Genomic DNA, 17,272 nt, shown 5'->3' on the forward strand with positions numbered 1-17,272 from the left:
CCGGAGGCCGCCGACTCCGGCGGAAGTACCACAGGCTGACTGGTTCCCGCCGAAACACCACAGGCCGACCGACTCCGGCGGAAGTACCACAGGCTGACTGGTTCCCGCCGAAACACCGGAGGTAAGCCGGCTTCTTGGAAAGAAGCTGGGCCGCCGGTTCCTCTGACAACAGTAGGGACGACCGGGCTACCCTGGATGATCGAGGCGGGGTCTCGAGCGCCATCTCCTGGCCTTGAGCGCGAGATGCAGTTCCAGCCGGGCAGGTCCGACAAGCGGATCGACACCGATGATCGCTCGGATCCTCGCGAGCCGGTTGTACACGGTGCTGCGGTGCAGATGCAGCTGCTCAGCGATGTCCTGCACCGAACCGTTCTTGTCGTAGAGCAGCTCGAGGACCGGTACGAGCTCCTCGAGGCGATCGGCACGGCTCAACTCGGTAAAACGGACACTCGGGTGTGCCGGGATCGGGCCCGTCAGCGCACTGAGGAACTGGTAGATGCCGATTCCGGCATAGGAGACGACGTTGCCCAGACCCGGGTCGACCGCCGCAGCCCGGACGGCATGCACCGCCTGATCGAATGCCCCTGCCAGCTCGCGTGGATCGGTCACGGGTTCGCTCATTCCGAGGACCAGGCGCCCGGGCGGACGTCCCGCCCGCTTCGGGACTTCGGCCCGGTAACGATCCAGCACCTGCGGCAGCACTCCTCGAGCGATGTCGCGGACGCACAGCAGCACCGAGTGGGTCGAGGCGCCGGCACTGAACAGGACACTGGGCACACCGACGGTCGAGTGCAGTGCGAGCGTGCGTTGCAGCAGGATCGCCTCGTGCGCGTCTTCTGGCCCCGTCATCGTCGCTGCAGACAGTTCGTGGACCACCGCGATGCGTCTGGATGTGTCGCCGTCGAACTCGCGCCACCCTCGAAGCTCCTCCACTGCCGTGAGGACCCCATCGCACGCCCCGAGGAAGGCTTCTTCGCGTCGGGCTCTGCGTTCCGACGAAGCGGCATCCGTCTCGAGGAGGAGTTCGGCGAGGCGATCGGTCATCCTCCTGACCGTCGGCAGTGCCTCGAGAATTCCTGATGCGGGATCGTCGTCCGACTGCTGCTGTACCCACAGATAGCCGACCCGGAAACCCCGCACGAGCAGGGGCACGCAGACTCGCTCCCGCATCCCGAGTGCCTCGTTGGAGGGAACGACGACGGGCCGGACCGCTTCCGCGATTCCGTGGCGGAGCTGCCAGTCGGCGACATCCGCCGGGACTTTCTTGCTGAGCAGGAAATTGACCCGGACACGGTCGGCCGACGACTGGTGACTGCTGTAGGCGAGCAGTACCCCGTCGGGGTCCTCGAGAGACAGACCCCGCCCGAGTCGCTGCGCCAGGGACTCCACTAGGTCCTCGATCGCCTGGTTCTGCACGGTCCCAGCGTAGGCGGCCCGGACACTTCCAGCGACACTTGTCGCGACTGGCTTCGACATCTGTCGAGGTGGCCTCGAGATGATCGGACCGCCGATCCGAGGTAGCGGACAGCGAGAGCTTGCTGTGTCGCGGAAGTCCGCCATCTCATGCCCTGAGGTGTGCCCGAGGTGATACTGCGGTCGGCGCACGCCAGGAAGACCTGCGCTCCGGAAGGGTGCGCCCGATCCCTATTGTTGGGGTATCCCATCCGCCCGATCGAACCCGTGGAGAACCTCATGATCATCGGCGTCCCCAAAGAAGTGAAGAACAACGAGTTCCGCGTCGCCATCACCGCATCCGGCGTCCACGAGTTGCTGGCGCACGGCCACACTGTCCTGGTGGAGCGAGGTGCGGGCGTGGGCTCGACCATCGCCGACGACGAGTACGAGGCCGCAGGAGCGGAACTCGTCGGATCTGCTGAGGAGGTCTGGAAGCGGGCGGACATGGTCATGAAGGTCAAGGAGCCCGTAGCAGAGGAATACCATCTGTTCCGCAAGGACCTGATCCTGTTCACCTATCTCCACCTTGCGGCAGAGCCGGAGCTGACCCATGCACTGATCGATGCAGGTGTCACGGCGATCGCCTACGAGACCGTGCAGGACGGGCGCGCCCTACCGCTGCTCGCACCGATGTCGGAAGTTGCCGGCCGCCTGTCCGTGCAGGTCGGCGCGAACGTCATGACCGCCCCGGCCGGCGGCCCCGGCCTGCTGCTCGGGGGTGTTGCGGGCGTCCGTCCGGCGAAGGTGGTCGTCCTCGGAGCGGGCGTGGCTGGTACCAATGCAACGGCGATGGCCGTCGGCTCCGGCGCCGAGGTGACCGTCCTCGACATCAATGTGGATCGACTGCGCGAACTCGACGCCATCTACTCCGGCCGGGTGAAGACCGTGGTGTCGAACTTCCTCGAGGTCGAGAAGTCGGTCCTGGAGGCCGACCTCGTGATCGGCTCCGTCCTGATCCCTGGCGCTCGCGCACCCAAGCTCGTCACCAACGACATGGTGGCCCGCATGAAGCCCGGCAGCGTGCTGGTGGACATCGCGGTGGACCAGGGCGGCTGCTTCGAGGACTCCCACGTCACCACGCACGAGGACCCCACCTTCAAGGTGTATGAGTCCCTGTTCTACTGCGTGGGTAACATGCCGGGTGCTGTGCCCAACACCTCGACCTACGCCCTGACCAACGTCACCCTCCGCTACGCCGTCGCTCTCGCGGACAAGGGTGTGCGCGGTGCTTTCGAGGCCGACGCCGCACTGGCGCGCGGCCTGAACGTGGCAGCGGGCAGGGTGATGCACCACTCGGTCTCCTCCGCCCATGAGCTCGAGCTGTACGAGGACTGGGCGGCTCTCATGCAGTGAGCAGGTGCTCTGGCTGAGCGGTTCACTCGGCAGCGTCGGTGTCGTGGCGTGGTCGAAGGTAGAAGCAGTCGGGAAAGCGGGTTGCGGCAGCGTGCCAACCGCTCCTGCGCGAGGGCATCGGCAGGGGGGAGAGCACCGAGACCCGTGAGATGTCCCAGGCCCGGTCGTCACGCTCGAGGACATGCTCCCCGTGAGCGGAACGGATGAGCCGCCAGCCCTGTCGTCCTGCCTCGGCGAGATGATGCATCTCCTCTGCACGGGACACCGGGCCGAGCGTCCGGGTGATACCGGGAACATCGTCCCGGGGCAGGTAATGGGGATCGAAGCGCTGCTGGGCCGCCTGGCGGGAGGTACCCAGGACCGCGCCGATCCCCGTCCAGCTCACACCGGCCTCGTGTGCCGCCCGTACCGCCTGTCCCTGCAGCTCGGTCGCAAGACGCGCGAGATCCTGGAAGGCGGTGATGGAAGCCAGGAGTTGCTCGGCAGTGGGCGAGGTGACCTCGGCTGTGGATTGTGCCCCACGCTGTGCGGCCAGGCGGGACAGCTCGACCGACAGTTGCGCGTCGAGTTGCGCGCCCATCAGGCTGCATCCTCATCCCCGGGACGCCATGGTCCGGTCCGCCGCATCGTCGATCGCCGGGTCAGATACACGGCGAGCCAGATGACCCCGACGATGAGTGCGAGCCAGCCCATCACGCTGACGACGAGCCCCGAAATGGCGACGCCGATGAACAATCCGAAGACAGCCAGGCCCAGGCCTGCGAGGACGACGGCAAGCAGGATGGTGCGAGTGGTTCGTATTGTCGATGTCGGGTTCATTACGCAAGCTTGCCTTGCCTTTTGTGGCGCGTCCAGAGTTCGGCAGATGAAAGATGAACATCGAGCCACCACTAACCCTCGAGTGCATAGTCGTCGACGTCGTCGAGCGCCCGACGCTTTTCACTTGCAAAAGTTTCAACAATACGTGATGCTTTCCGGTATGGAAAACATCGAGGACGCTCTCCTGGCTGCGGATCGCGCGGCCGCTGCCCCATTCGTCCAGACTCCCCCCGCCCCTGCCTGGTACCCCCTTGCCATGGCGATCTACTTCACCGCCGTCGCCGGATCCTTCCCGCTCCTGCAAGATGACCACGTCCTCCTCGGTGCAGGTGTGCTCGTCGTGGCCATTTCGGGCCTACTGACCTTGACGCTGACCATCCGCGCACAACGGGGCACCTGGCCTCGTCTGGCGGAGGCCCCTCCCGAGATCAAACGAGTCGTCGCGGTTTTCGTGAGCCTCGCGGTCCTCGCGTTGCTGGTCTCGGCTGCCATCTGGTTCTGGGTCGGCGCCGCTGCTGGGCTGTCGACCGTCTTCATCGCATCACTTGCGGTGGTCTGGGCCTACGAGTTCCGGCTCTACCCCGCAGCCGCCCGGCAGGTTCGGCAGCGCCTGGTATGAGCTCACTTCTCGACGGACTCGAGCCGACATTGAACCAGCCAAAACGTCTGGCCGCGATAGCCATGATTGCTGCGAGCACGTCCTGCGACTTCACGTTCCTGCGCGACCAGCTGGAGCTCAACGACTCCGATCTGTCCAGACATATGAGCGCACTCAACAACGCCGGATTTGTCACCATCCGCAAGAACGGCGGTGGCCGCGGCAGTACGACGACCTACACGATCACCCCTACCGGCCGTGCGGCATATGCCCGGCACCGCGAGACACTAACTGCATTGCTCACCAGGCACCCGCTGACATAGCAACAGCCCTGCGGTCAGCCGCTGGTATGGGCGATCCGGTGTAGTTCGCCTCGGATGATCCTGATCGCCCAGTCGGCGTCCTCGGCGAGTGGCCTCATCAGTAGATGGAGTGCGACGCCGTCGATCAGGGCGTGCAGTCGCCTCGCTTCCTCCCGAACGTCCTGCTCGCCGAGCTTCTCGGCGAGTATCCCCACCAAGCGCACACACAGCTGACCGAGCTGCTGATAGGCGTCATCTCTGAGCTGCACCAGCTCAGGGAGCGCCGGACTCTCGGCGATCAGGGCGATGTTGATCTCCAGTTCGGCCCGACTGTCCGGGTGCAACGGCAGCAGGTTCTTCGCGATCTCGAGGGCGTACTGTTCGGGATCCTCCAGCGCTTCCGTGGAGAGGATCCGGTCCCGCGCCCTCTGCAGCATGAGTTCGGCGGAGAAGCGCAGAAGCTCCGCCCTGGTGGGGAAGACGTGACGCAGGGAGCCGACCGCCACTGACGCCTGCTCCGCGACCGTGCGAATGGAGACGGCACTGATTCCCCGATCGAGAATGATTCGCCAGACCGCTTCGGCGAACTGGGCCTTCCTCGCGTCGCGGTCGATTCTCTTCGGCACAGGAAACAAACTAGCACGAGTGTGTTAGCTTGTTCTTGGAAGCACACCCGTGCTACCAAGAGGAGACATCATGAACGTGATCCTTGTCGTCATCATCGCCTGCGAGATCGGTTTCTGGGTGCTGATCATTGCTGGGTTGATGGTCAGGTACCTGCTCGGCAAGCGGCGCGCCGGGCTTGTCCTCCTGGCGCTGACACCGCTGGTCGACCTGATCCTCTTGACCGCTACGGTCCTGGATCTCCGCGCTGGAGCCACTGCCACCTTCGTCCATGGTCTCGCCGCCGTGTACCTGGGTATCTCGATCGCCTACGGACACAGGATGATCGATTGGGCGGATGCGCGCTTCGCCCACCGATTCGGCGGGGGCCCGCGGCCCACTCGTCACTACGGCACCCGCTATGCCCAGGAGTGCTGGAAGGACGTGGTGCGCACGATCATCGCCGTACTGATCGCCGCAGGGTTCCTCCAGCTCCTCACCGTCCTGGTGGACGACGCCGCCAGGACGGAGGCTCTGACCGGCTTCTACCCGATTCTCGGCATCGTCTTCGTGGTCGATCTCCTCTGGGCGGTCAGCTACACCATCTGGCCCAGGAAGCAGCCCCTCACGGCCTGACCATGCCCCGTGGAGGGACCGGCAGACCCAGCGGTGAGCTCAGCGCCAGAGCTGGTCGGCCCAGGCGGCATCCCGAAGATCATCATGGGTGGCGCCGTGCCGACGAGGGTCACTGCGCGGCTCGAGCACGTCCTCGGTCTCCAGCAGGTCGGCGGTCTCGGACGAAACTCCAGAAGCCGCCGATGGTGCAATCCCGGCGCGAGCCGTGGCGGAATTCGCGTCATTCATGGTGCTGTCCTTTGTTCGGGAGCTCGATCAATCGGGGGTTCGGTCGACCTGCGTCGAGCCTGAGAGCCTGGAGGTCGGAAGATCCACAGCCCGATGACACGCCCGGTGCCGAGGTTCGGGCGTAGAGGCCGAGAGCGGCTTCCTCACCAGAGCCGAAACCGAGCCTGTTCAGCATCATGTGGGCCTGGCACATCGTCAGATGCATTGCGCTACGGCTGACAGACGCCCTCTCTGCCCTGTAGAGGTAGGTGTCGAGTGCCCTGTACCAACGACGTCGCCACCGCTGCACCGAGGATTCGGAAGACGTCGCGACCATGAGTGCATGGAAGCCCTGGGTCTTCGTGGCTACCCGAGCAGTCATCGCCTCACTGGCACGTGCAGCATGCTGCCCGGCGTCGGCAGTGCACCTGTGCAGGTGGCTGTCCCAGTACCGGCTCCAGGCGATCTGGCGTTCGGTCCATCTCCCTGAGTGGGCACCGGCCATCATGCTCTGTGCCGCGTCGAACAGCAGTACGGCCGCGAAGGCCGATCGACTCTGCTTCCGGGGAAATCTCCGGATGGCCCAGATGGCGAGTTCGGAGCCGAGCTCGAGAACCTCTTCGGCGAGGTGCAACCCCTCGACGCCGCCGTACCTGACCAGGTGCGCCTCCAGCCGGGGATCGGCCATCCGCTGACCACCGGCGTAGTACGTCTCACTCGCAGGCGTCGTGAGGTACTGGTGAGCGTGCACGGGCACTGTCCCGGACCGAGTGCTGAGCCGCGCTTCGTGAAAGCTGCGTAGCCGCTCGAGGACGCGGGGGTGGGCATGAATACTGAGTTCGACACCGCCCATGGAACACGCCCCTGCACTGGATCGGGTGAAGTACCAGCGCTTCGCACCGTACTTCTGTGCCCGCGCCACCAGCGGGGTAATCAGCTCTTCAATGATGCCGTCCACTGCATCGAAGCCACCCGTCGAGAGCGACACATGCCACCACTGAGTTGCGACGACCGTCCGAGAGGCGGTTCGGGCAGCGGTCACCTGACTCATGGCTGTGTCCTTCACGGGCTGTGATTACTCCCGCTGGGGCGGGCTGTGGGAGGGGCGTCGGCCTCCGAGCCGACACCCCCTTTCTACTTCGGCCAGTCCCAACTGCTCGGCGACCGGCCGTCGGAGACATTCGTTCCGCTTGTCGCGGCCCGGCTCTCGAGTCGATGCTCACGTCCAGCACCGAGAGATTCTCCTACCACCACGGCAGCTCCCGCCACGACCAGTAGAGCTGCAGCTGCAGCGAGTACCTTTTTCATGGCGATTCCCTTCTTCCCTGATACTTCCTCGATATCCGGGGGCGAGCTGCTCGGACCCACGTTTCCGCAGTTCCGATGTCCTCAGGGGAGTCCCTGAATCGTCCGTGTCCGGCTCAACAAGAATGTGCGTGCGCACAACATGATGTCCAGCCGTGGGAATGGCAGTTTGCGGACATGACGCGAAATGGACGCAGGTGTCCTACTCCGAGCGGTCCACGCCGCGATGGAGGTCCCTACATCCGCTGATCCATACGGAAGATCACTGCTGAGGTCATGCCGCATTGCGGCTGGAGCGAATATGTCATTAACTGGACATGCCATCGATGTACTCCACCATGAAGCCGCTGATGTACCAGTGGCGAGGACAAGGACGGCCCATGCTGGATGCGACGTCGCTCGAGGTATACCGCTACGCCGTCGGTCATCCGGGCTGGACCCGCTCCGGCGCGTCGGAGGCCCTTGGCCTGACCCTGCGGCGGCTCGACGACGCCATCGACGACTTGTCCCGCCGCAGGCTGCTGAGCCACCGGGCCGACGACGTCGATGGACTCATCGCTGTGTCACCCGACGTCGCGCTCGCCGATCTGGTCGACTCGGACGAACGGGCGCTGCAGGAGCTCAAGACGCGTATCAACGGTCAGCGGCGTGAGATGTCGAGCCTGGTTCCCGCTTTCCTGGAAGCGCGTAAGAGTGCGCTTGCCAGCACATCGATCGAGACCCTCGAGGATCCGCATCTCATCCACCGGGTCCTGATCGACTACGGGCGGGATGTCACGGAGAAGGTCTACATCGCGCAGCCCGGCCAGGGGTCCACGGCGGATGTCCACGAGGAGAGTGTGCGCAAGGATCTGGAACTCCTGCAGAACGGGGTTCGTCGCCGGACGCTCTACGACACGAGCACCCGCGATCATGTACCGACGCGCAAGGCCGTGCATGCGATCGCCGGCGGCGGAGGCGAGTTCGGGGTACTGCCGTTCATCCCCCTGCGAATTCTCATCTTCGACGAGAAACTCGCTCTGCTCGGCCGGCAGCAGAGCCGCGACGACAAGGCGGCCCTCGTGGTCAGGGACTCCAGCCTGATCACCATCTTCACCCACCTGTTCGACGTCGCGTGGGAGATCAGCGAGCCCTTCCTCGCGCCACCACGGGTGGACTCGCCGCTGAACGGCCTGCAGCGCTCCATTCTCCAGGGACTGGCCGGCGGCCTCTCCGATGAGTCCATCGCGCGGCGCCTGGACATCAACGTCAGGACGTGCAGGCGGCACATCGCCTTCATGCTCGAAACCCTCCGCGCCGACAGCCGCTTCCAGGCCGCACTCAAGGCGCGCGACGCCGGATGGGTCTGATTCCACTGCAGGATCAAGGCAACAGCTGTTGCCCTCTGGTGAACCCGCGCCTAGACTCTGGGCGTGACGACCTCTCGTGAAGACTCCGCAGACTTCCTGGCCGCCGAGACCGAGGTGGCTCTCGAGCGGGCAGCGGATCCCACCCGCCATGACGTGCTCTTCTCACGGCGGGCAGCCAACATCAAGCAGTCCGCGGTACGCGACGTCTTCGACATATCGATCCGTCCGGGTCTTGTCTCGCTCGCAGGAGGAAGCCCCTACCTGAAGTCGCTCCCGCTGGACGACCTCGGCCGCACCGCGCAGAAGATCATCGCCGAGCGCGGCCTGGAAGCCCTTCAGTACGGCGGCGGCCAGGGCATGGAAGAACTACGCGGACTCGTCTGCGAGGTGATGGCTGCCGAGGGTATCGAGGGCGCCGTGCCGGACGACGTCGTGATCACCACCGGTTCGCAATCGGCGCAGGACGTCGCAGCCAAGGTCTTCTGCGATCCCGGCGACGTGATCCTCTGCGAGGATCCCACCTACGTCGGGGCACTGAACACCTTCGAGGCCTACGAGGTCGACGTCGTGACGGTTGCCATGGACGAGAACGGGCTCATCCCCGACGAACTCGAACGCACCATCGGGGAACTTCAGGCGCAGGGCCGCTCGATCAAACTGCTCTACACCATCCCGAGTTTCAACAACCCGAGCGGTATCACGCTCGCCGCCGATCGGCGACAGCAGGTCGTGGACATCTGCCGGAGGAACGACATCCTGGTCCTCGAGGACAACCCCTACGGCATGCTGCGCTTCGACGGCGAGCCCCTGAAGCCCATGAGGGCCGACAATCCCGACGACGTCATCTATCTCGGCTCCTTCTCCAAGATCTTCGCCCCAGGAGTCAGGCTCGGCTGGGCGCTCGTCCCGAAACACCTCTACCGCCGGTTCTACCTCGCGTGCGAGGCCGTGGTGCTGTGTCCGTCACCACTGACCCAGATGCTCGTGAGTGCCTACCTCACCGACTACGACTGGCAGGGCCATCTGCGCTCCATGCGCAGTCTGTACCGCGAGCGGTGCGAGGCCATGCTCGGTGCGCTCGCGGAGGAATTTCCCGAGGGTGTCCACTGGACCACTCCCGACGGCGGTTTCTTCGTCTGGGTGACCCTCCCCGAGGGGATCGACACCTATCCGCTGCTGTACACCGCGATCGACGCAGGCGTCGTGTTCATCCCCGGCGCTGCATTCACGCCGTCGGACGAGCCGTCCAACAAGCTCCGCCTGGCTTTCAGCGCTGTGACCCCCGAGGACATCGTGGAGGGCGTACGGCGCCTGGCCCCGATCCTTCGCACCGCAATCAGCGAGCTGGACGCCTGAGCGGACCTCGCCTGAGCGGACAGAGCCTGTCCGGTCCGTTCGACCGAGCGCCTGAGCGGACCTCGTCTGAGCGGACAGCGCCTGTCCGGTCCGTTCAGCTGGACGCCTGAGCGGACAGAGCCTGTCCGGTCCGTTCGACCGAGCGCCTCTGCCGCTGGCGCTTGGCAGGGTGCCTGGCCGGACTGGAACGTCTGCCTGGAACGTCTGACTGCGCGGGAAGTCATAGCGAACGCGCTGCCATGTGACAGCAGGAGACCCGCGCCGTCCGCGGGCACTCCGGTCAGCGCGGAGGACGCCTCTGCTGGCTCAGGGTCACCGTGATCGAGATCAGCGCGGCGATGATGACGAGGATCGACAGTCGCGCGATGACGCCCAGACCGGGGAACACCAGCTGGAGGATGCTCGAGGCCACGAACCCGATGACGACGACGAGCAGGAGCCTGCTGAGCGGATACCGCCGCCGCGGCACCCGAGCAGGCTCCCCTCCTGGTGGCTGCTGGTCCATGGCCCCAGACTAGTCGAGCAGGAGAGCGGGCTCCTCGAGAACCGAGGCGACATCCGCGATGAACCGTGCGCTCAGTTCGCCGTCGACCACCCGGTGGTCGAATGATCCGCCCAGCGTGGTGATCCAGCGGGGAACAACCTCGCCGTCGACCACCCAGGGCTTCTGCTTGATGGTCCCGAACGCGACGATGGCCACCTCGCCCGGATTGATGATCGGCGTTCCGGTGTCCAGGCCCAGTGCGCCGATGTTGGTGATGGTCAGAGTGCCGCCCTGCATCTGGGCCGGCTGTGTCCTGCCGGCTCGCGCCGTGGTGGCGAGCTCGTTCAGGGCCTGAGCCAGTTCCTTCAGGGAGAGCTTCTGCGCGTCCTTGATGTTCGGTACCGTCAGTCCGCGGGGCGTGGCGGCTGCGATACCGAGATTGACGAAGTGCTTGACCAGGATCTCGTCGTCGGACCAGCTCGCATTCACCGACGGATTCCGGGCGGCAGCCCAGATGACGGCCCTGGCGAGGATCAGCAGTGGTGAGACCTTGATGCCGTCGTAGTCGGGCGACTTCTTGAGCCGCCCGATGAACTCCATGGTGCGGGACGCATCGACATCCCTGAAGATGCTCACGTGGGGAGCAGTGAAGGCGCTTCGCACCATCGCCTGAGCCGTCGCTTTCCGGACACCCCTGACGGGAACCCGCTCGGTTCGTCCCCCGGCAGCCGGTTCGCGATCCACCCCTACCGAATCGGTGACATCCTGCTCGGACCCACGCTGCTCCCGGTAGGCGAGGAGATCGTGCTTCGTGACCTCACCTGCCGAACCGGTGGCCGGGACATCGGCGAGGTCGACGCCGAGGTCCCGCGCAGCCTTCCGTACGGGCGGCTTGGCCAGGACACGGGTGGCATGCCGGTCACGCGACGAGGTGCGCCCGTCCCCCGAAAGGGTGCGCTGGTTCGGCGACGAAGTGCGCGAGTCGCCCGATGGGGTTGGCGAATCACCCGACGACGTTCCCTGGTCCCCCGACGGAGACGGAGTACGCGTGGGAGTCCCGGTCGACGTCGGCCCACCGACTATTGCGCCCGGCTTCCGCGGACGTCGCTTGACGGCGTCCGCCTTCGGCCCCGAACCCACCAGAGGCCCGGTGACCTCCCCCGGCATGTCCGGCGCCGGTACGCTCGCCTCCGCTGCGGAATCGGCGAGGTCTCGCTGCACGTCACCGGAAGCATCGGACGCCCGGACCTCGGCCGTCGGCGCAGAACCGCCGATATCCTGCCGCGTGCCGTCCGGCTCATCGGATGCCGCCGGAAGCGACGTCACCGAGTCCTCGACGGAGATGATGGGGGTACCGACCTCGATCGTCTCGCCCACTGCCACCAGCAGTTCGGATACGGTCCCCGCGTACGGCGAAGAGAGTTCCACGAGGGACTTCGCGGTCTCGATCTCGCAGATCACGTCGTTCACGGCCACCGCCTCGCCCGGCGCGATCTTCCACTCCGTGACCTCCGCCTCGGTGAGGCCCTCACCGACGTCGGGCAGATCGAATGTCTTGAGCGTCATGATGACCCTTCAGTATGCGAAGGCACGGTCGAGTGCCTCGAGAATTCGGTCGATGTCCGGCAGATAGTGCTCTTCCACGCGTGCCACCGGGTAGGGCATGTGGAAACCGCCCACACGGATGACCGGTGCTTCGAGCGACAGGAACGCCCGCTCCGAGATGCGCGCCGCGATCTCTCCGCCGATGCCGCCGAAGGTCGGAGCCTCGTGCGCGACGATCAGCCGACCCGTGCGAAGCACCGACTCGGTGACGGCGTCGAAGTCGATCGGCGAGATGGAGCGCAGGTCGATGACCTCGACGCTCCGGCCGTCGTCCTCGGCGGCCTCGGCTGCCGCGAGTGCCACGGGCACCAGCGGTCCGTAGGCGACGACGGTGGCGTCGGTTCCCGTGCGCAGCGTCTGGGCGGAGAACGGATCCGCTGCCGGAACCGCCGTATCCACCTCTCCCTTGAGCCAGTAGCGGCGTTTGGGCTCGAACACGATGACCGGGTCTGCACACGTCACGGCCTGCTGGATCATCCAGTAGGCGTCCTGCGGATTCGACGGCGTGATGATCCGCAGACCCGCGGTGTGGGCGAAGAGGGCCTCGGGTGATTCCGAGTGGTGCTCGATGCTGCCGATCCCGCCACCGTAGGGGATGCGGATCACCACGGGTGCACTGAGCATGGCGTCGCTGCGGGTGCGGAGCTTGGCGAGCTGCGTGGTGATCTGGTTGAACCCGGGGAACACGAAGCCGTCGAACTGGATCTCGCACACGGGCCGGTACCCGCGCAGCGCCAGGCCGATCGCCGTACCGATGATCCCCGACTCTCCCAGCGGCGTGTCGACGACCCGGAGAGCCCCGAAATCCTTCTTGAGTCCCTCGGTGACGCGGTAGACACCACCGAGGTCTCCGATGTCCTCGCCCATGAGCAGGCTCTTCGGGTCATTGCCCAGAACTGCCCGCAGCCCCTCGTTGAGCGCCTTGGCGATCGTCATGGTCGGCATCAGGAGTGCTGCCCGTCGTCGATGAAACCGGCCTCGTACTCGCGGAAGAACGCCAGTTCCTCCTGCACGAGAGGATGGGGCTCGGCGTACACCGCTGCGAAGCGGTCTTCGAGATCGGCGGACTGCATGGACCGAACCGACTCACGCAGCTCGGTGGCCGCGGCGCGAGCCCGGGTGTCGAGACCCTCGAAGAACGCATCGTCGGCCAGGCCTGCAGAACGCAGATAGGTCTCCAGGCGTAGTAGCGGATCCCGGGCCTTCCACTCCAGCTCGTCGCGGGAGAGCCTGTATTTGGTGGGATCATCCGCAGTGGTGTGGGCACTCATCCGGTAGGTATAGGCCTCGATCAGGACCGGACCCTTGCCGGATCGCGCATGCTCGAGCGCCCAGCGCGTCACGGCCTCCACGGCGATGACGTCGTTGCCGTCCACGCGGATCCCCGGGAAACCGTACCCCTCGGCGCGCTGCGCCAACGGCACACTCGTCTGCACCGTGGCCGGAACGGAGATCGCCCACTGGTTGTTCTGGCAGAAGAAGACCACGGGCGCTTTGAAGGAGGCCGCGAACACCATGGACTCGTGCACATCGCCCTCGGAGCTGGCACCGTCCCCGAAATAGGCGATCGACGCAGCCGGCGGCAGTGAGGGATCAGCGAGCTGGTCCCTCTGCAGCCCCATGGCGTACCCCACGGCGTGAAGACACTGCGCGGCGAGGACCAGGGTGTAGAGGTGGAAGTTGCTCTTGCGCGGATCCCAGCCGCCATTGGTCACACCGCGGAACAATCGGAGCAGCTCTGCCGGCTCGACACCCCGCGTGAAGGCCACACCGTGCTCGCGATAGGTGGGGAAGGCGTAGTCCTGTCTCTCCAGAGCCCGCCCGGAACCGATCTGCGCCCCCTCCTGGCCCGTGAGCGGAACCCACAGTGCCAGCTGCCCCTGGCGCTGCAGGGCGGTGGACTCCTGGTCGAATCGTCGGACGAGGAACATGTCGCTGTAGAGGGAACGGAGATGCTCCGCGTCCTCCGTCCTGGCGTAGGACGACAGGTCCAGGGCCTCCCCCTGGAGCCGCACCGTCGGAGTGCTGCCCAGGACGCCCTGCTCCGAGAGGATCTGGAGTGTATCCATCGCATCCACATCGGGGGGTCTGCTGCCGTCGGCACGTGCGACGTCCTCGGCCTCGAACTCCGCTGTCGGTAGGCGACTGGTGGCCACTCTCAACTCCTCATCGGACCGATACATTGCCGTCGTGGAATGTATGCCTCACGTCATATACCGGAGCACATATGTTCCGGCCGCATACTCGTCCACACTAGTCAGCGTGAACGCCCAGAGCCATTCACTACGGCGTAGCCCGGGGCTGTGTGTTCCTAGGGACGGTGCGGGTACTCTGCGCAGAGCTCGAGGAATCGCGTATTGGCGGCAGGTTCGCCGATGGAGACGCGCACACCCTCGGATCCGAAGGCCCGGACCGAGAGGGCGCTCTCGGCGGCTTTCGAGGCGAAATGCTGGGTCCACTCCCCCAGGGCGAGCCAGACGAAGTTCCCCTCGGCCTCTGGAATGCCCCAGCCGAGGTCGTGCAGTCCTGCAACAACACGGGTGCGCTCGTCGACGATCGACTGGACCCTCGCCTCCACCTCGTCGATGTGCCGCAACGAGGTGACGGCGGCGTGCTGGGCGATCTGCGACACGGCGAAGGGAACGGCACTGATGCGAAGGTGTTCGGTCAGGGTTTGCTGGGCCACCGAGTAGCCCACGCGAAGACCTGCCAGTCCGTGCGCCTTCGAGAACGTCCTGAGGACGACGACGTTGGGGTGCTTGCGGTACAGGTCCAGCCCGTTGACCGCGTCGGGCCTTCGGACGAACTCCTGGTACGCCTCGTCGACCACGACCACCACGTGCTCGGGCACTCTCGCCAGGAAGTCGACGACGTCGTCGTGCGCGAGGATGGGCCCGGTGGGATTGTTGGGAGTACACAGCAGCACCACCCGCGTATGTTCCGTGACCGCTGCGATCATCGCGTCGAGGTCGTGGGTCCCGTCCGGCATCACCGGCACCTGGACGCCGGCTGCACCGGCCAGACCGACACTGATCGGATAGGCCTCGAACGAACGCCAGGCGTAGATGACTTCGTCCGGGGCGCCGAAGTCGTTCTGCCCGGCGAATGCGGCCAGGATCTGATTCAGGGCGCCGAGGCTCCCTGCGCCCGCGACGATGTCCGCGGCCGGAACACCGAGATAGGTGGACAGTTCGGTACGCAGCACCGTCGTCAACGGGTCGGGATACCGGTTGATCGCGGTCTCTGCCGCGATCGCCTCGAGCACTGCCGGAAGCGGAGGCAGTGGATTCTCGTTCGAGGACAGCTTGAAGCTCTCGAGACCGTCGACCGTCGTCGGAGGTTTGCCGGCAGCATACCGGGGGAGCTTGCCGAACACGTCGCGCGGACGGACGCCTGCTGCATCGAGGGGTACCTCGCGTAACTTCTCGGCGGGCAGTACCGATGAGTCGTCGATCGATGTCATGGCCCTAGCCTAGACCTGCAGTGCGGCTCCTCCGGCGTGTGCCGGCCCTTCGAGGGGACTACCCGCGGTCTGCGCCGGACGGCGGTGAAGGAGTAGCGCCTGGCTGTTCCGGGGGCTCCGGCTGCAGCCAGCAGTGCGACCGAGGGCGCCAGGGACGGCGCGTCGCTGGCGTCGATGAGCCGCGCGCCCTGCGTATAGTTCTCCAGCTTGTGGGCCGGGCCCAGGCCCCACGATTCCCGCGTGCCGTCCGGCCTACGCCCGAGACCGGGCACGGGATTGTCGATACGCACCGTGGTTCGGTGGCGATCGTCCTCGTTGGGCGTGGCGTCGAGTCCCGGCACGAGATCGTCCCGGTGTTCCAGGTGCAGGTATTCAGCGGGGCCGGTTGCCTGCCAGCCGGTAGGAGAACCTGCCGTGACCACGAGTTGTACCTCGAACCGTCCACCGAGCCCTTCCGGATCGGCGAGGTTGACCGCGTGCAGACCGCCCTGGCTGTGGCCGGCGATCATCACCGGATCCGCCGCACCTGCGCCGGCGGTCTCGAGCGCTTCCCGGACGGCAGCCTCCATGAAGTGGCTGTCCTCCGCGAGCGCCTCCGCAATACCTCCCACGTCGAACGGATTGCTCCCGGCCCGTCCGTCGATCAGCCCTGACTGCGTACCGGGAAGGACGACGACGAAGAAGGGGCTCTCGGCCGATCCCGAGCGCAGCACCTCGAACGTGCCCGGTGCATCGTTCTCCACGGCTGTCAGACGATCGAGGATCCCCTCCACCGTCCCCTCGAACGGCACCTGCGTTCCCTGGTCGCGGCGTCGTAGGTCGATCGGGCCCGTCCGGAGCGACCCGTGCTCGATCGCCTCTCGCGCCGCTTTCCGCACCACCAAGACAGATGCAGTGCGAACCGCTTCGGTCGCTGATCGAACTATGTCGTCGGCCAACTGGTAGGCACGGATGCTTGCCCGTAATCGAGCCTCCGTCGACTCCAGGGTGCGGGAGATCTCCAGCGCTGCGGTCTCCGCTGCGTGAACCTGCGCGAGCGCGGACTGATAGTGCGGACCGAAGATCCCATCAGGAGGACCCGAGCGCATGATTCGCCACGGCAGTTCGACGAGATCGCGGTCGAGGAAGGCCACAGCCAAGGCTACGCCCTCTACTTCCGCAGCGAGCACGGAGAGCTCCCGGGCAGCGTCGTCGAGTTCTTCCCATTGGAAGCGGATTCCGCCGACGCCGCCCTGGATGACCAGGCCAGCGTCGTCGGTCACCGGCCGCAGACCGTCGGTCATGCCCCCGCCAGGCGGTCCAGCAGTTCGGCCTCGGTGAGGAATCGGCGGTAGCCGGCGAGTTCCTCGGCCGCCGAACCGAGCAGGTCGACCGCCCGCGACAGTTCAGCGCAGCGCTCGGCGAGGTAGGTCCTGAAGCGATGACCCGCAGGCGACTCCCAGGACAGAAGCATGACGGACAGGGCGCGGAGTCGAATGTCGTCGAGTGTCTGCGCGTGTCGCCGAAGCGCTGTTTCCATGACGAACACCTGAGCACTCGCCGCCGCTGCAGGATCATCGCCGAAAGTCTCCACCACGTGAACGTCCATTGCTGTTCTGCCCCTCTCCCGGCTGTGACCCAACGGTATGAGCGGTCGTGCCCGGAACGGCGCGGGCCAGCGCGTATGTGGACAGCACCGTCAGCAGGGCTCGCCACCCGGTGGGCATCGCGCTGGTGATCACTTCGATCGTCCGACGT

The 17,272-nt window shown here is 65.9% G+C and carries 19 protein-coding genes; 6 read left to right on the top strand and 13 right to left on the bottom strand.

What is annotated here, in order from left to right:
• Positions 1-186: 186 nt before the first annotated feature.
• A complete protein-coding gene (locus E8P82_RS01570) occupies positions 187-1,416 on the bottom strand; it encodes a PucR family transcriptional regulator (protein WP_136452721.1) in 1,230 nt (409 codons plus the stop codon).
• A gap of 276 nt (positions 1,417-1,692) precedes the next feature.
• On the opposite strand from E8P82_RS01570, the gene ald reads away from it, so the two are divergent.
• Positions 1,693-2,808 carry an alanine dehydrogenase gene (gene ald, locus E8P82_RS01575; RefSeq protein WP_136452893.1) on the top strand — a complete coding sequence of 372 codons (1,116 nt, stop codon included), beginning with the start codon at positions 1,693-1,695 and terminating at the stop codon, positions 2,806-2,808.
• A gap of 22 nt (positions 2,809-2,830) precedes the next feature.
• On the opposite strand, the gene E8P82_RS01580 is transcribed toward ald, so the two are convergent.
• Both E8P82_RS01580 and E8P82_RS01585 read right to left on the bottom strand, forming a co-directional pair.
• Complete coding sequence (locus E8P82_RS01580; RefSeq protein WP_136452722.1) at positions 2,831-3,388, bottom strand: hypothetical protein; 558 nt, start codon at positions 3,386-3,388, stop codon at positions 2,831-2,833.
• Positions 3,388-3,627 (bottom strand): hypothetical protein, encoded by a 240-nt coding sequence (locus E8P82_RS01585; protein WP_136452723.1) that lies wholly within the window; start codon positions 3,625-3,627, stop codon positions 3,388-3,390. The genes E8P82_RS01580 and E8P82_RS01585 overlap by 1 nt, the downstream gene beginning before the upstream one ends.
• Positions 3,628-3,787: 160 nt before the next feature.
• Between E8P82_RS01585 and E8P82_RS01590 the strand changes: the two genes are divergently transcribed.
• Complete coding sequence (locus tag E8P82_RS01590) at positions 3,788-4,246, top strand: hypothetical protein (RefSeq protein ID WP_136452724.1); 459 nt, start codon at positions 3,788-3,790, stop codon at positions 4,244-4,246.
• Entirely contained in the window at positions 4,243-4,548 is a 306-nt protein-coding gene (locus E8P82_RS01595) for a transcriptional regulator (RefSeq protein ID WP_136452725.1), read from the top strand. The genes E8P82_RS01590 and E8P82_RS01595 overlap by 4 nt, the downstream gene beginning before the upstream one ends.
• 14 nt (positions 4,549-4,562) lie before the next feature.
• On the opposite strand, the gene E8P82_RS01600 is transcribed toward E8P82_RS01595, so the two are convergent.
• Positions 4,563-5,153 carry a TetR/AcrR family transcriptional regulator gene (locus tag E8P82_RS01600; RefSeq protein ID WP_136452726.1) on the bottom strand — a complete coding sequence of 197 codons (591 nt, stop codon included), beginning with the start codon at positions 5,151-5,153 and terminating at the stop codon, positions 4,563-4,565.
• A 70-nt stretch (positions 5,154-5,223) separates the two neighbouring features.
• Here E8P82_RS01600 and E8P82_RS01605 point away from each other — a divergent pair, with 70 nt between their 5' ends.
• Entirely contained in the window at positions 5,224-5,766 is a 543-nt protein-coding gene (locus E8P82_RS01605; protein WP_425455969.1) for a hypothetical protein, read from the top strand.
• Positions 5,767-5,805: 39 nt separating this feature from the next.
• Here the strand turns inward: E8P82_RS01605 and E8P82_RS01610 are convergent, their stop codons facing one another.
• Positions 5,806-5,994, bottom strand: coding sequence for a hypothetical protein (locus E8P82_RS01610; protein WP_136452727.1), 189 nt, complete (start codon positions 5,992-5,994; stop codon positions 5,806-5,808).
• Positions 5,987-7,024: a lantibiotic dehydratase C-terminal domain-containing protein gene (locus tag E8P82_RS01615; protein ID WP_136452728.1), complete on the bottom strand. Its 1,038-nt coding sequence runs from the start codon at positions 7,022-7,024 to the stop codon at positions 5,987-5,989. The genes E8P82_RS01610 and E8P82_RS01615 overlap by 8 nt, the downstream gene beginning before the upstream one ends.
• A gap of 634 nt (positions 7,025-7,658) precedes the next feature.
• Between E8P82_RS01615 and E8P82_RS01620 the strand changes: the two genes are divergently transcribed.
• Positions 7,659-8,627 carry a helix-turn-helix domain-containing protein gene (locus E8P82_RS01620; protein ID WP_136452729.1) on the top strand — a complete coding sequence of 323 codons (969 nt, stop codon included), beginning with the start codon at positions 7,659-7,661 and terminating at the stop codon, positions 8,625-8,627.
• 63 nt (positions 8,628-8,690) lie between these two features.
• Positions 8,691-9,983, top strand: coding sequence for an aminotransferase-like domain-containing protein (locus tag E8P82_RS01625; RefSeq protein ID WP_246020876.1), 1,293 nt, complete (start codon positions 8,691-8,693; stop codon positions 9,981-9,983).
• 280 nt (positions 9,984-10,263) lie between these two features.
• Here E8P82_RS01625 and E8P82_RS01630 read toward each other — a convergent pair whose 3' ends face one another.
• From E8P82_RS01630 to E8P82_RS01660, 7 genes are all read right to left on the bottom strand, one after another.
• Positions 10,264-10,488, bottom strand: a complete 225-nt coding sequence (locus E8P82_RS01630; protein ID WP_136452730.1) for a hypothetical protein — start codon at positions 10,486-10,488, stop codon at positions 10,264-10,266.
• A gap of 9 nt (positions 10,489-10,497) precedes the next feature.
• Positions 10,498-12,033: a dihydrolipoamide acetyltransferase family protein gene (locus E8P82_RS01635; protein WP_136452731.1), complete on the bottom strand. Its 1,536-nt coding sequence runs from the start codon at positions 12,031-12,033 to the stop codon at positions 10,498-10,500.
• A 9-nt stretch (positions 12,034-12,042) separates the two neighbouring features.
• Entirely contained in the window at positions 12,043-13,017 is a 975-nt protein-coding gene (locus E8P82_RS01640) for an alpha-ketoacid dehydrogenase subunit beta (protein ID WP_136452732.1), read from the bottom strand.
• On the bottom strand, positions 13,017-14,228 hold the full coding sequence (pdhA, locus tag E8P82_RS01645) for a pyruvate dehydrogenase (acetyl-transferring) E1 component subunit alpha (protein ID WP_425455970.1): 1,212 nt from the start codon (positions 14,226-14,228) through the stop codon (positions 13,017-13,019). Before pdhA ends, E8P82_RS01640 begins: the two co-directional genes overlap by 1 nt.
• 155 nt (positions 14,229-14,383) lie before the next feature.
• The gene (locus E8P82_RS01650; RefSeq protein WP_136452733.1) at positions 14,384-15,535 is read right to left on the bottom strand and encodes a histidinol-phosphate transaminase; all 1,152 of its coding nucleotides are present in this window, start codon (positions 15,533-15,535) and stop codon (positions 14,384-14,386) included.
• The gene (locus E8P82_RS01655; protein WP_136452734.1) at positions 15,532-16,818 is read right to left on the bottom strand and encodes a hypothetical protein; all 1,287 of its coding nucleotides are present in this window, start codon (positions 16,816-16,818) and stop codon (positions 15,532-15,534) included. The genes E8P82_RS01650 and E8P82_RS01655 overlap by 4 nt, the downstream gene beginning before the upstream one ends.
• A complete protein-coding gene (locus E8P82_RS01660) occupies positions 16,815-17,111 on the bottom strand; it encodes a hypothetical protein (RefSeq protein ID WP_136452735.1) in 297 nt (98 codons plus the stop codon). The genes E8P82_RS01655 and E8P82_RS01660 overlap by 4 nt, the downstream gene beginning before the upstream one ends.
• Between the last annotated feature and the right edge of the window lie 161 nt (positions 17,112-17,272).

It is taken from the genome of Arthrobacter echini (assembly GCF_004803505.1).
GTDB lineage: Bacteria > Actinomycetota > Actinomycetes > Actinomycetales > Micrococcaceae > Arthrobacter_D > Arthrobacter_D echini.